The following is a 13,878-nucleotide window of genomic DNA, read 5'->3' as shown; positions in this document are numbered from 1 at the left end:
TCTACACGTAAATTTTTGGTTTAAATTGAAATTCGTAGGGTTACTTGTTTTTGTTGTCGATCATGACCGCAGCGAGTATCACTGTCGCTTTGGCAATCATTTGGTAGTAAGAAGAAACGTCCAGGAGGTTTAGAGCATTGTTCAGGAAGCCGATGATCAGCGCGCCAATCAGGGTACCCATGATGCGGCCTTTACCGCCCATCAGGCTGGTACCGCCCAGTACCACTGCGGCAATCGCATCCAGCTCGTAGCCCATGCCTGCGGTAGGTTGCGCAGAAGAAAGACGTGAGGTCACGATGATCCCTGCAAGAGCGGCCAACAGACCACAAATGGCGTAAGCACCAATCTTCACTTTGTCGACGTCGATACCAGACAGTCGGGTTGCTGACTCATTGCCGCCCAACGCATAGATGTAGCGACCGAAACGGGTGTGGTTTAGCAGGTACCAGACCGCGGCGAATACCACCACCATGATCCAGACAGGAACCGGAATACCCAGCGCGTAACCCGTACCAAACCAGGCAAATGCATCAGCGGTATCCGTGAAACCGGTAGAGATTGGACGGCCTTCGGTGTAAACCATGGTCACGCCGCGCAGCAGCGTCATGGTGACGAGCGTGGCAATAAATGCCTGCACTTTGCCTTTGGCGATGATGATGCCGGAGATCGCCCCCAGCACTGCACCGGCGAACAGCGCGGTTGGCACCGCCACCAGCACTGGCACTTCCATCGCAATCAATGTTGCTGCAAAGGCGCCACACAGTGCGAGAACTGAACCCACACTCAGGTCAATCCCTGCGGTGAGAATAACCAGCGTCATCCCCACTGCGATAATGGCGTTAATTGACGTCTGGCGAAGAATGTTCAGTATGTTATCGACGGTAAAAAAGTTAGGGTTTAAAAACGACACCACGACAATCAGGAACAGAAGCGCAATAAGCGATTTCTGTTCAATCAACCACGCTTTGCTGAACAGCTTGTTACCTTCAGCGTTTGGTTGGGTTACGGCGTTACTATTCATGCTGCATCCTTCTTAACGTGTTTACCTACAGCGCAGGCCAGTAATGTTTCTTGATCGGCATCTTTGGCATCGAACTCGCCGGTAATGCGGCCCTCATGCATCACCATGATTCGGTCGCTCATTCCCAGCACTTCCGGCATATCAGAAGAAACCAGAATGATGCTCATACCTTCTGCTTTGAAACGGTTGATTAGCTGATAAATCTCTTTCTTCGCACCCACATCAACGCCACGGGTTGGCTCGTCGAGGATCAGCACACGAGGCTTGGTCATCAGGCCCTTGGCAATCGCCACTTTCTGCTGGTTACCACCGGAAAGGTTGCCAATCAACTGCTCGCGGGTTGGGGTTTTGATGTTGAAAAGATTGATAAAATCATCAACCGCAATCACTTCATCGTTATGGCGGATTTGCATGCCTTTGCTCAGCTTATCCAGAGAGCAAATCGACATATTTTCCTTCACCGAGAGTCCCAAAATGAGGCCATCGCCTTTACGATCTTCAGAGATGTAGGCAATGCCGTTGACCAACCCATCACGTGGGCTAATTGGATTAACGGTTTTACCGTTGAGTTTGATGTCGCCGCCATCACGCGGAAGCGCACCGTAAATCACCTTCATCAGTTCAGTGCGACCTGCGCCCATCAGGCCCGACACACCGAGGATCTCGCCGCGCTTGAGGGTGAAGCTGACATCTTTCACACCTGCGCCAGAAACGTTTTTCACTTCAAGACAGGTGTCGCCGTGGGTAACGGCAATGCGTGGATATTGCTCTTCCAGCTTGCGGCCCACCATCATTTCAATCAGGCGGTCTTCATCGATATCCTTCACCTGACATTCACCGATAAACTTACCGTCACGCAGCACGGTAATGTCATCACAAATGGTGAAGATTTCCTTCAGACGGTGGGAGATATATACAATGCCGCAGCCTTCATCACGAAGCTCATTAATGACCTTGAACAGAGATTCTGTCTCGGTGTCGGTCAATGCATCCGTTGGCTCATCCATGATGATGACCTTGGATTCAAACGACAGCGCTTTGGCGATTTCAACCATTTGCTGCTCGCCCAAACTCAGCGCACCCAACAAAGTCTTTGAGCTGTGCTTCACGTTCAGTCGAGCCAGCAGTTTATCGGCTTCGGCGTACATTTTGTCCCAAAGTACACGGCCGAATGAGCCGGTGAACTCGCGGCCTAGATAAATATTCTCAGCGATAGTCAGGTCCGGGATCAGGTTCAGTTCCTGGTGGATAATGCTGATACCGGCCTGCTGCGAATCACGCGGCCCTTTGAACGCCGCCGCTTTGCCTTCGTAATGAATTGAGCCACCATCCAGCGGGTGAATGCCGGTAAGCACTTTCATCAGCGTCGATTTACCGGCACCGTTCTCCCCCATCAGCGCCATCACGCGCCCTGGGTAAACGTTGAGGCTGGCTTTATCCAGCGCTTTCACGCCAGGAAAAGCTTTTTCAATCTCGCTGAGTTGCAATATTGCCTGAGTCATAGGAATGTCCTCGTCTCACTCAAATCCAAAGCGCTTAGAAAACCACGCCAGCTTGAAAAATCACGTTCGCGTAAGGTGTGCATTCTCCGGTACGAATCACCGCATGGCTGTCATGAGTACGCGCTTTGAATGCTTCATGCGAAAGATATTGAATTGAAATGGTTTTGCTGCTGCGTACTTCTTCGTTTCGGATTTCTTGAATCAGCGCTTCATGACATTCAGGACTTACCGTCGCGAACTCTTCCGCCAGGATAATCCCTTCGATTTGAGATTCAGTCAGTACAACGCGAACCGTATCCAGAAAGCTGGGAACACCATGGGTAAGCGCCAAATCAATACGTGCAACATGTTGAGGAATGGGCAAGCCAGCATCACAAATGGTGTATTCGTCGGTGTGGCCCAACGTAGAGACCAGATGCGTGATATCAGAGTTCAGTAGGGTACTTTTTTTCATTCTTTAACCTTCTTACAGCGGCTAATTGTCGATGAGCCGCCGGTTTGTGGTGAAACCCGACCGGAAAATCAACCCATCGAAACGTTTCGTTGACAATAATCGAAACGTTTCGATGCGTCTCTAAAAGAAAATTCCAGCCGTGATGTTGATCCCTGTTCTTGAACATTTGGGGAAATGAAATTTGAGCTGAATCACTGTTTTTTGCGGGTTACTGTGCAGCAAAGTGCCTGACGTCCATGCTCTTCAGGAAATGACCACCGGAAACTGATACCTCGGCGCGCAATGCCTAAGCAACTTGACAAAGATGGCTACCCTTGGATACACAACATAAATGCGCCCATATAAAAATTGCCTACGTGTTCTCAATTTGCTCTTTTTATGGATGACAGCTGAGACTTTCTAATCGATAGTATTATCGTTAGCTTGAATTATTGAGTTTCAGGTTGGTGAAATATGAATGTGAATGAATTAAATCATTGGTTTACTCAAGACTACAAAATTGCTTTCTTTTTCCCTGCATAAGCTGTTCCCTTGCGCATTTCTATGCGTCATTATCAATAAACAGTATGACTTACCCAGCTTAATGAATATTAACTCCGTGTTGTTACACCTGTTATTTTGATAATTAAAACCCATAAAAATAATTTCAATCAGATTCATTTCCTGACGGATTAATAGTGCCCGAATTAATTAAATAAAATGGCCAAGTCCTGCCAGAAAAACAAAAGGTATAAAATCATGGAAAATTTCAAACACTTACCAGAACCTTTCCGTATCCGTGTAATTGAGCCAGTAAAACGCACCACCCGAGCTTATCGTGAACAGGCCATCCTGAAGGCGGGTATGAACCCCTTCCTGCTCGACAGTGAAGATGTGTTTATCGACCTGCTGACTGACAGCGGCACCGGTGCCATCACACAGGACATGCAGGCGGCCATGCTGCGTGGCGACGAAGCGTATAGTGGTAGCCGCAGCTATTACGTCCTATCTGATGCGGTGAAAGATATCTTTGGCTACGAGCTGACCATTCCTACCCACCAGGGCCGCGGCGCAGAGCAAATTTATATCCCTGTGTTGATTAAAAAGCGTGAAAAAGAAAAAGGGTTGGATCGCAGCAAAATGGTAGCGCTGTCCAACTACTTCTTTGACACCACACAGGGTCATACACAGGTGAACTGTTGTGTGGCGAAAAACGTTTACACCGAAGAAGCGTTCGATACCTCCGTTTCCGCTGATTTTAAAGGAAACTTTGACCTGCAAAAACTGGAGGCGGCGATTCTCGAGGCCGGCCCGGAAAACGTTCCTTATATTGTCAGCACCATTACCTGTAACTCTGCGGGTGGCCAGCCAGTGTCAATCGCCAACCTCAAAGCGGTGTACGAGATTGCAAAACGCTATGATATCCCTGTGATCATGGACTCAGCCCGCTTTGCTGAAAATGCTTACTTCGTGCAACAACGTGAACCAGGTTACCAAGACTGGACCATTGCTGAAATTACCCGAGAAGCCTACAAATACGCCGATGGGCTGGCGATGTCGGCCAAGAAAGATGCCATGGTGCAAATGGGTGGCTTGCTGTGTTTTAAAGACGAATCCTTTATGGATGTTTATCAGGAATGCCGCACCCTTTGTGTGGTGCAGGAAGGCTTCCCGACATACGGTGGCCTGGAAGGTGGCGCGATGGAGCGTCTGGCCGTTGGCCTTTACGACGGTATGCGTCAGGAGTGGCTCGAGTACCGCATAAAACAAGTGCAATATCTGGTCGATGGTCTGGAAGCGATTGGCATTGTCTGTCAGCAAGCTGGGGGACACGCGGCGTTTGTGGATGCAGGTAAACTGCTGCCACACATTCCACCCCACCAGTTCCCAGCGCATGCCTTGGCTTGTGAGCTCTACAAAGTAGCAGGCATTCGCTCAGTGGAAATCGGTTCCCTGCTTCTTGGCCGTGACCCGGTTACCGGCAGGCAACACCCCTGCCCAGCTGAATTGCTGCGCCTGACCATTCCGCGCGCTACCTACACGCAATCGCACATGGACTTTATTATTGAAGCGTTTGGGGAAGTGAAGAAAAACGCGCACAAGGTAAAAGGGCTGGATTTCACTTATGAACCTTCTGTCCTTCGTCACTTCACAGCACGTCTCAAAGAAGTCGAGTCCGTGGAAGAAAAAAATCCTGAAACAATTGAATTAGAAACCGTATAAAACCACTTTAAGAGCGCCATATTTATTGCGCTCTTTTTTATTCCAATAACAAAAAATAAATCCAATAACGTGAAACTTGAGAGAAATAATTATGGAAAAGAGCCCATCGTTAATCGGTGGCTCCTGCATTATCGCCAGCGTATGTGTTGGTGCGGGAATGTTGGGGCTACCCAGTTCGGGAGCGGGAGCGTGGACAATTTGGTCAATACTCGCTATTTCAATAACAATGATCGTGATGACTATTTCAGGCTGGATGCTGCTTGAATCATTCAAACATTACGATTTAAAAGTATCATTTAATTCTGTCACCAAAGATCTCCTCGGAAACAAAGTTAACATTTTTAATAACATTACCGTTTATTTTGTGGGAGGAATTTTACTTTATGCCTACATAACATCATCGGGTCTTATCCTTCAGGAAATCACGGGGGTAAGCAGCCAGGTCACATCCATTCTTTTTGTCGCCGTTTTCTCCCTGTTTGTCTGGCACTCTACCCGCGCGGTTGACCGCATTTCTGTCGTATTGATTAGCTTCATGGTGCTGAGTTTTGTTTTTGGCGTTTCCGGCATGGCGATTAATGTGGATGTCGCGGTGCTGCTCGATGTGGCGAACGCTGACACACAGTACGCCTCTTATGCGATGGCAATGCTGCCCGTCGCCCTGACCTCCTTTGGCTATCACCATTCAGTCTCTTCCATGCGCGCCTATTATGGCGAGGAGAGAAAAGCCAAGTATGCCATTTTAGGCGGTACCATTATTGCGCTGACACTGTATTGCCTGTGGCTAATCAGTATATTCGGCAACCTGCCCCGCCATGAGTTTGGTCCTGTCATTGAACAGGGCGGTAACGTGGATGCCCTGTTAAAACAGCTCGATGGGGTGATCGCATCTGAAAGCATCTCCAAAGCCATTAATGCCTTCTCCATGGCCGCAATCCTCTCCTCTTTTATTGGCGTCGGTTTGGGTGTGTTTGATTTTCTGGCGGACTTCTTCAAGTTCGATGATACCAAAGCCGGGCGCACCAAATGTTGGGCGGTGACTTTCCTGCCACCTCTGGTGATGTCGTTGCTGTTTCCCTTCGGTTTTATCATCGCGATTGGCTATGCTGGCGCAGCGGCAACCGTCTGGGCGTGTATCATTCCCGCCCTGTTGGCAATGAAATCGCGCACACTGGCTGGAGGCACTCAGGGTTTTATGGCTCCTGGCGGCAACGCTATGATTGGTGCAGTGATCCTGTTTGGTCTGCTGACTGCCCTGTTCCATTTTCTGTCCATGGCAGGGATACTACCAGCCTTTGCTGGCTGATCACCTTTTTAGTGGGAGAAGGCCGGTTATCCGGCCTTGCATTACTGGCAGCTGTTTGCCACTGGCTCTGCACAGAAACGAGACGTATCAACGCGAAATAAACCATTTCCACTAAGGAGCGGAACAATCAGACCCGCGATAACCGCGTCATCTTCAAAGACCAACAACAGGTTTCAATATGTTCCCTCTGTTGTACTGTTACTTGATACCGCCTCTCAAGAACCAAAATACGCGTGGCATATCTGAAGAATACCGTCGAAAAAAACGGGCTTTGGCCGCACAAATCTTTGACCTGATCACCAATTCTTACATTTCATACAAGGGATGGGTCCTTACTGACGTTTTCCCTTTCCAAATCATTACGTTATTGGATGTTGTTTTTAAGTAATAAGTCGCATATTTACTTAGAGCTCAAATCAATTACCAACTTACAAGTGACAGTGATTGAGAAAACCTGCTGCAAACTTGTTATAATTTATATCGTTGCATGCCTATTTTTCAGCCAGTTAAACCTAGATCGGACAAATAACGTAGTGCAGCATTAGAAAAATAAATAATTAGATGAGTACACATTTATCGTTACTATTCAAATGAGAGGGAACTTCCATGAAAAAACGTTTGACCACGTCATGCCTGCTGCTGTCGGCATTGCCAATGACGGGTGTTGCAGCTGAATGCGGCAAAGTGACCATTGCTGATATGAACTGGAACTCTGCAAGCCTCATCGCCAATGTCGATCGCATCATCCTTTCCGAAGGTTATGGCTGTGATGCAGAGCTGGTGCCGGGCGACACCATGCCGACCGGAACGTCAATGATTGAAAAAGGCGAGCCGGACATTGCACCTGAGTTCTGGAGCAATTCATTGAAAGCCGCGCTGGATCGTGGTGTCGAAGAAGGCCGCCTTCGCTATACGGGTGCCGTGCTGTCAGACGGCGGTGAAGAAGGCTTTTGGGTACCGAAATACCTGGTTGAAAAGAACCCAAGTCTGGCCACGATTGAAGGCATTGCCGCTAATCGTGAGCTGTTTGCCCACCCGGAAGATCCATCCAAATCGGCATTTTATGGCTGCCCGGCTGGCTGGAACTGCCAAATTTCATCAGGCAACCTGTTCAATGCCCTGAAACTGGAAAACAAAGGGTTTGAGCTTATCGATCCGGGTTCAGGTGCAGGCTTGTCGGGCTCAATCGCCAAAGCCTATGAGCGCGGTGAAGGTTGGTTTGGTTATTACTGGGCACCAACAGCAGTATTGGGTAAATACGAAATGGTAAAAGTGGATTTCGGATCGGGTATCGACAAAGAACACTTTGAAACCTGTACCACCAACCCAGACTGTCTTGAGCCTAAAGTGACCATGTATCCACCTTCTGCGGTCGATACTGTCATCACTGAAAGCTTCGCGCAAAATGCACCAAAAGCCGTCAGCTATCTCTCTAACCGCTCTTTCACCAATGCACAGTTGAACCGTCTTCTGGCATGGATGGAAGATAACCAGGCCGATGGAGAAATCGCGGCAATGTACTTTCTGGAAAACCATGAAGATATCTGGGGTGGATGGGTAACCCCTGACGTAGCGAAGAAAATCAAATCGGCGCTGTAATTGCCTGCCTCGGTTTGTGGGCTGGTGTTTTCAGCCCGCTGTTTTTTTCGACAATACAAAAAGTATTTGCGACATCTCTTTTTAAAACACAAAGAACGTCGCCGACCATCTACCTGTGATAGGGATATGGTTTTTAATTCTAAAGACGCAGAGGACGCTGTACTGTTATGGCAGACAATTCTTGGCTAACAGAATTTCCGGAGATGTCCCGCTCCGATCTTCTGGCAATTCGCAAAACGCTCGATGGCGCTTACCGCGAGTTTTCACGAAACTACGGTGAAACCATCGAATCTTTCTTCGACCCATTGCTCCAATTTCTTATCTGGTTTGAAAAACTTCTCCTCGGCACCCCTTGGTGGCTGATGATCGCGATTCTGGCGGGTGTATCCTACATGGCGAGCCGTTCATGGAAACTCGGCGTTGCCGTCGTGGTGTCGTTCCTCGCCATTGGATACTTCGGCATGTGGGAAGACACTATGCGTACCATGAGCATTATCTTGGTCTGCACCATGCTCGCCATTTTCCTCGGCATTCCTATTGGCATTGCCATGGCGCGTTCAAACCGGGTCCAGTCAGCCGTGACACCGCTGCTCGACGTGATGCAGACCATGCCGGCGTTTGTTTACCTGATCCCGGTCGTGATGTTACTTGGTATTGGTAAAATTCCGGGCGTAATTGCCGTGGTTATTTATGCCATTCCACCGGTTATCCGCCTGACAAATCTCGGTATCCGTCTGGTCGATAAAGAAGTGCTCGAAGCCGCCACCGCGTACGGTGCCAGCCCGACACAACGCCTTTTCGGTGTCCAACTTCCGCTGGCCATGCCAACCATCATGGCTGGTATTAACCAGACCATTATGATGGCTCTGGCGATGGTGGTCATTGCTTCTATGATTGGGGTGAAAGGACTGGGACAACCGGTATTGAAATCGATCACCAACCAGTACTTTACCCTTGGTCTGATTAACGGCCTTGCGATTGTCGCACTGGCTATCATCTTTGACCGCGTATCCCAAAGTTATGCAAAACGTTCACAGCAGCACCTGAGCGGAGGCCACAATGAGTAACACGAAAAACAGCATGCCGCTGATCCAGATTAAGGGCCTTTACAAAATCTTCGGGAATACACCACAAAAGGTGTTGCCGGATGTTAAGGCAGGCAAATCCAAGGATGACATTCTGGCCGCAACCGGCCATACCGTGGGCCTACAAGACATTAACCTCGACATTGCACGTGGTGAAATCTTTGTGATCATGGGGCTTTCCGGATCAGGAAAATCAACCATGATCCGCCACTTCAACCGCCTGATTGAGCCGACCGAAGGCCAAATCATTGTTGAGAGCGAAGACGTCATGAAGCTTGACGAGAAAGGCTTACAGGATTTCCGTCGCCACAAGATGTCGATGGTGTTCCAGCGTTTTGGCCTGATGCCTCACCGTACCGTGATTCAAAACGTCGCTTATGGCCTGCAAGTACAGGGCGTGGATAAATCAGAGCGGGAAAAGAAGGCCGCAGACTGGCTTGAAACCGTGGGTCTCGGTGGCTACGAGCAACAATATCCCTCACAACTTTCCGGCGGTCAGCAACAGCGCGTCGGCCTCGCCCGCGCCTTATGTACCGATGCCGAAATCCTGCTGATGGACGAGGCTTTCTCAGCGCTCGACCCTTTGATCCGCAGTGAAATGCAGGATCAGTTGATTGGCTTGCAGGAAAAACTGCACAAGACCATTATCTTTATCACCCATGATCTGGATGAAGCATTGCGTCTGGGCGATCGCATCGCCATTCTTCGTGACGGTAAGCTGGTGCAACAGGGCCGTCCGGTCGATATCCTGCTGCATCCGGCCGATGACTATGTTGAAGCGTTTGTTAAAGACGTGAACCGCGCACGCGCACTGACTGTCGATACCGTGATGAAGCCGCAGAGTCTTCGCATCAGTTCTGAAACCATTGGTGAGGCACTGGCTGAAATGCGCAAAGCAAAAGCCGAGCATGGTTATTACGTCAATGATGACGGCTATCAAGGCGCACTTAGCATGGAAAAACTCGAATCTCTGGACGCAGCCCGCCACGGCGACGCCATTGACGAGAAAGTGCTTGAAACCGTGCCGGGTATCCAGTCTGATGCCCTGATCGAGCACGTGATCCCAGATACACTTGAAAACGAGCTACCGCTGCCCGTTCTCGGTGAAGATGGCGAATTGCAGGGCGAACTTTCCCGCCAGCACCTGGTTGATATACTCAGTGATCAAACGTCATCAGACAATACCGGAGAAGGGACGACAGCAGGAAAGTCTGATGATGTGAAAGCATCCGCGTAACCTTATTCAAAGCGCTTCTTGCTAAAGCGCTTTTTCTCTATTCTCACCTCGAAAAATACGCACCTCTGCCATCCCCACATGACAGATTTCGCTATACTGTCCGTACCTTTATAACAATTCCTGAGACGGTGCCGTGTTCGCGACCAACAGCAAAAGTTCCTATGCCCACAGTGCGTTAGGCCTGAAGCTGGCGACGATAAACCTGTTCAATTTTATCGAGCCGCCCGGGGCATATTATGAGTTCAGTAATATCTACAGCGAAGATCAATGGCGTCAAAAGCGTGCCTGGCTGAACCGTTATATTGGCAGCTACCAGCCTGACATTATTGCCTTTCAGGAAGTGTTCAGCGCATCAGCGCTAAAAGCCTTACTTGAGCCGTTAGGTTATCGATTTTTTGCGGTCGTTGATGAACCCGAACCACTGGAGGAATACATCTATAAAAGTCCGGTTGTTTGTCTGGCATCCCGTTACCCCATTCTCAGTGCCCTTCCCTTGCAGGCAGATCCCGCTGTTTCTGCCAAGTTAGGTATCCATGAGCAGTTCCAGTTCAGCCGATTGCCGCTGTTTGCCACACTGGAGCTGCCCTCTTTGGGTCAAACCGACGTATACGTGGTGCACCTTAAATCCAAGCGCCCCATTATGGAAGAAACTACCGAAGGCAACGAACCCAAGAAATTGGCAGATTCCACGCAGGAAGAAATCTTTGGTTCATGGGCATCAGCAATTCAAAGGGGGTCAGAAGCATGCCACCTGATGAGCAGTGTTATTAAGCGCCGTTCCCATACCAACAATCCTGCCATAGTGATGGGGGACTTTAATGACGACCTCCGTTCAGAGGTCTTGCGCGCCTTTCACATCTCCGGACTGCGTTCCATCACAGATGATATGGCAGACATGCCGCTATCCCACTACCAGCTTCACGACAGTTGGGATCTATATACGAAGAACACGGGGGAAACCGCATTGGAACGCCCTGCAACTCACTATTTTCACGCAAAAGGATCCGTGCTTGATTACATCCTGCTTTCCAGTGAATTTAACAGTGCTGATCCTGTCAGTCTTGCTGAAGTGGGCGATTTTCATTGCGAAGATACGCACCTGGTTAACCCCAAATACGACCATGACACCTACAGCAGCGACCATGCGATTGTCAGCGTCACCATTTCGCTTCGCCAGTAATCTTCAACAGCACCATCTATCTCGCGAAAAACAGTATCTTGGTTAAGCTTAATATGGTGTCTCATTATTGATATTCCACCATTAAGGAACCCAGTATGATTCGTAGGCTCAGTCAACATTTGCTGATCATTGCCGGACTCTCAACGCTAATTTTGTCTTCGCTTCCGGCTACTGCCAAGCAGCATGACAATAAAGAGATCATTATTGTTAGCGAAGCCTGGAAATATGCTACCGAGAAAGATGGTTCAGGGCTGTATTTCGACATTATGCGCAAGGTATTTGAACCCTTGGGCTATACCATCAAGACTGTTACCACTACCTACTCTCGCAGTATCTATCTTGTTCAAGCCGAAAAGATGGACGTTTTCCTTGGTTCGTACATCGATGAACAGGAAAAGATCCTTTACCCTTACTGGCACTATGACATAGAGCAAATATCCGCCGTCTACAAAGACTCGGTTATCCCTGTCTGGAACGGAGAGGAAACCTTGAAGGGTCGCTCAGTTGGTTGGATAAAGGGTTATGACTACCACGATTACCTGAATATCAAGTTGAATTTCCGGGAAGTGAAATCACGCCATCAGGGATTATCGATGGTCTACACCGACAGGCTGGATGTTTTGCTGGATGCCAAAGAAGAATTCGAAGAAGAGTTCAAGCTTGGCAATCTCCAGCGTGATGCTTTTGAAATGGCTGACCTCATGGTACTGAAACTTTACCCTGGGTTTGTAAGCAACGAGAAAGGAGAAAACCTGAGACGCATCTATGATAAGCGCTTTGAAACCTTGCTGGAACAGGGGGAAATAAAGCGTTTATTTGATGCGCACGAGTGGGAATACTTTCCTTTTTCGGTGCCCACACATTAACGGCTGTCAGTAACGTCCTGATAGTCACCTTCAATGGTCTGCCCGTGATGTTTTGTCTTAGGGGCCCAAGAGGGGTCTTTGGTTTCACTGTATGCCTGTTCAAATTGTGCAGCCTGCTGTGCTTGCACTTTGCGTAATTTCTTCATGAGGAAAGGTTTTGCAATCAACGCTCCTACCGAGATAATCAGGCCGAACACAGCGGCAAACACCAGGGTAAAGAAGCCGAGAATAAGCGTAACCACACCAGTCAGGATTTGTTTCATAGTCATTCCCCGTGGATTAAAAAAACGTGTTGGCTTCTATATTGAAATACGATGGGGGTTAACCCATCAAATATCAAGCAGGATTTACATTGATTCACGCCAATCCCGCCCGGTGACTATAGATGGTTGTTTATGAGACAGGTTAACCCACCTCCAGATTGCCACCGTTTGTCTATATTTATGAAAACACTTGCACATTGGGTCGACAATGAAAAAACCGGACATACCTGCCAACGAGCGCCAGCGTCTCCAGTCTTTGGAACATCTCAACATTCTGGACACCGGTAGTGAGGAGCGTTTTGACAGGCTGACCCGTCTGACAAAGCAAATGTTCGCAACAAAAATTGCCGCTATCAGTTTTATCGACACCAATCGCCAATGGGTAAAATCCGCCATTGGTCCTTTAGACAAGGAAATCCCCAGAGATATCACGTTTTGCGCCCATACGATTTTAGAGCACACTCCCCTTGTGGTGCAGGACACTCACGCCGACTCGCGTTTTGCCGATAATCCAATGGTCACCGGAAAGCCCGGTATCCGCTTTTATGCCGGCTACCCAATCCGCCACCGCAACGGAGCCCTGCTTGGCACACTGAGCCTCGCTGATGACGAACCTAGGCACTTTGATGTCGACGAGATAAGTTGTATGAAAGACATCGCTGCGTTGGTGGAAAACGAACTGGCATCCATGCAGAGTTGTACTATGCAGGATCCACTGACTGGCTTATTGAATGAAGGTGGTTTCGAGGTGCTTAGCCAAAACAGCCTGAATATGTGTGAGAGGCTCAACCTGCCTGCCTCACTGGCATTTTTCGACCTAAGTGGACTAACACAAATAAACCCGTTTCATAAAAGAGAAAGGGACAACGCAATGGTCTTTTTTGCTGAATTGCTGAAGTTTGGCTTCAGAGGATCGGATGTACTGGCAAGGTTGGAGCACGGCAAGTTTGCGGTGTTAATGACAAACACACCGATCTCCAACACCCAGGACATTCTTAACCGGTTTAAGAAGCGTGTTGACCGCGATGCAAAGGAAAAAAGCCTCCCCTACACACTCAACTATTCTGTCGGGGTCTCCTGGGTGGAGCCGGAAGGTGAATATGATATCTCCCACCTGGTGGAAATAGCCAGAAACCTGGCACGTAAAGCTAAAGCGTGACCAG

The 13,878-nt window shown here is 48.8% G+C and carries 13 protein-coding genes; 9 read left to right on the top strand and 4 right to left on the bottom strand.

Annotated elements, in window-relative coordinates; all coding sequences use genetic code 11:
- Positions 1 to 40: 40 nt before the first annotated feature.
- The 3 genes from rbsC to rbsD are packed head-to-tail and all read right to left on the bottom strand — an operon-like array spanning position 41 to position 2,977.
- A complete protein-coding gene (gene rbsC, locus AC6IB1_RS01070; RefSeq protein WP_497566545.1) occupies positions 41 to 1,021 on the bottom strand; it encodes a ribose ABC transporter permease in 981 nt (326 codons plus the stop codon).
- Complete coding sequence (gene rbsA / locus AC6IB1_RS01065; RefSeq protein ID WP_497566544.1) at positions 1,018 to 2,523, bottom strand: ribose ABC transporter ATP-binding protein RbsA; 1,506 nt, start codon at positions 2,521 to 2,523, stop codon at positions 1,018 to 1,020. Before rbsA ends, rbsC begins: the two co-directional genes overlap by 4 nt.
- Before the next feature lie 34 nt (positions 2,524 to 2,557).
- Positions 2,558 to 2,977, bottom strand: coding sequence for a D-ribose pyranase (rbsD, locus tag AC6IB1_RS01060; RefSeq protein WP_497566543.1), 420 nt, complete (start codon positions 2,975 to 2,977; stop codon positions 2,558 to 2,560).
- 453 nt (positions 2,978 to 3,430) lie between these two features.
- Here rbsD and tnaC point away from each other — a divergent pair, with 453 nt between their 5' ends.
- The 8 genes from tnaC to AC6IB1_RS01020 all read left to right on the top strand — a co-directional run bounded on the left by tnaC (position 3,431) and on the right by AC6IB1_RS01020 (position 12,452).
- Positions 3,431 to 3,499 (top strand): tryptophanase leader peptide, encoded by a 69-nt coding sequence (gene tnaC / locus AC6IB1_RS01055; RefSeq protein WP_081455996.1) that lies wholly within the window; start codon positions 3,431 to 3,433, stop codon positions 3,497 to 3,499.
- Positions 3,500 to 3,715: 216 nt separating this feature from the next.
- Complete coding sequence (gene tnaA / locus AC6IB1_RS01050; RefSeq protein ID WP_497566542.1) at positions 3,716 to 5,179, top strand: tryptophanase; 1,464 nt, start codon at positions 3,716 to 3,718, stop codon at positions 5,177 to 5,179.
- Positions 5,180 to 5,270: 91 nt separating this feature from the next.
- The gene (locus tag AC6IB1_RS01045; RefSeq protein ID WP_497566541.1) at positions 5,271 to 6,485 is read left to right on the top strand and encodes an aromatic amino acid transporter; all 1,215 of its coding nucleotides are present in this window, start codon (positions 5,271 to 5,273) and stop codon (positions 6,483 to 6,485) included.
- A gap of 606 nt (positions 6,486 to 7,091) precedes the next feature.
- Positions 7,092 to 8,084: an ABC transporter substrate-binding protein gene (locus AC6IB1_RS01040; protein WP_497566540.1), complete on the top strand. Its 993-nt coding sequence runs from the start codon at positions 7,092 to 7,094 to the stop codon at positions 8,082 to 8,084.
- 167 nt (positions 8,085 to 8,251) lie between these two features.
- Positions 8,252 to 9,151 carry an ABC transporter permease gene (locus tag AC6IB1_RS01035; protein WP_005502387.1) on the top strand — a complete coding sequence of 300 codons (900 nt, stop codon included), beginning with the start codon at positions 8,252 to 8,254 and terminating at the stop codon, positions 9,149 to 9,151.
- Positions 9,144 to 10,406 carry a quaternary amine ABC transporter ATP-binding protein gene (locus AC6IB1_RS01030; protein WP_497566539.1) on the top strand — a complete coding sequence of 421 codons (1,263 nt, stop codon included), beginning with the start codon at positions 9,144 to 9,146 and terminating at the stop codon, positions 10,404 to 10,406. The genes AC6IB1_RS01035 and AC6IB1_RS01030 overlap by 8 nt, the downstream gene beginning before the upstream one ends.
- A gap of 133 nt (positions 10,407 to 10,539) precedes the next feature.
- Complete coding sequence (locus tag AC6IB1_RS01025; protein WP_497566538.1) at positions 10,540 to 11,586, top strand: endonuclease/exonuclease/phosphatase family protein; 1,047 nt, start codon at positions 10,540 to 10,542, stop codon at positions 11,584 to 11,586.
- A 95-nt stretch (positions 11,587 to 11,681) separates the two neighbouring features.
- Positions 11,682 to 12,452, top strand: coding sequence for a substrate-binding periplasmic protein (locus AC6IB1_RS01020; RefSeq protein ID WP_497566537.1), 771 nt, complete (start codon positions 11,682 to 11,684; stop codon positions 12,450 to 12,452).
- Here the strand turns inward: AC6IB1_RS01020 and AC6IB1_RS01015 are convergent.
- Positions 12,449 to 12,715: a hypothetical protein gene (locus AC6IB1_RS01015; protein WP_497566536.1), complete on the bottom strand. Its 267-nt coding sequence runs from the start codon at positions 12,713 to 12,715 to the stop codon at positions 12,449 to 12,451. The genes AC6IB1_RS01020 and AC6IB1_RS01015 overlap by 4 nt on opposite strands.
- A 208-nt stretch (positions 12,716 to 12,923) precedes the next feature.
- Here AC6IB1_RS01015 and AC6IB1_RS01010 point away from each other — a divergent pair, with 208 nt between their 5' ends.
- A complete protein-coding gene (locus AC6IB1_RS01010; protein ID WP_497566535.1) occupies positions 12,924 to 13,874 on the top strand; it encodes a GGDEF domain-containing protein in 951 nt (316 codons plus the stop codon).
- The last annotated feature ends 4 nt before the right edge of the window (positions 13,875 to 13,878 follow it).

It is taken from the genome of Grimontia sp. THUN1695 (assembly GCF_059704325.2).
Note: the sequence above shows the minus strand (reverse complement) of the source record. Positions and strands in the feature narration are given on the sequence as shown.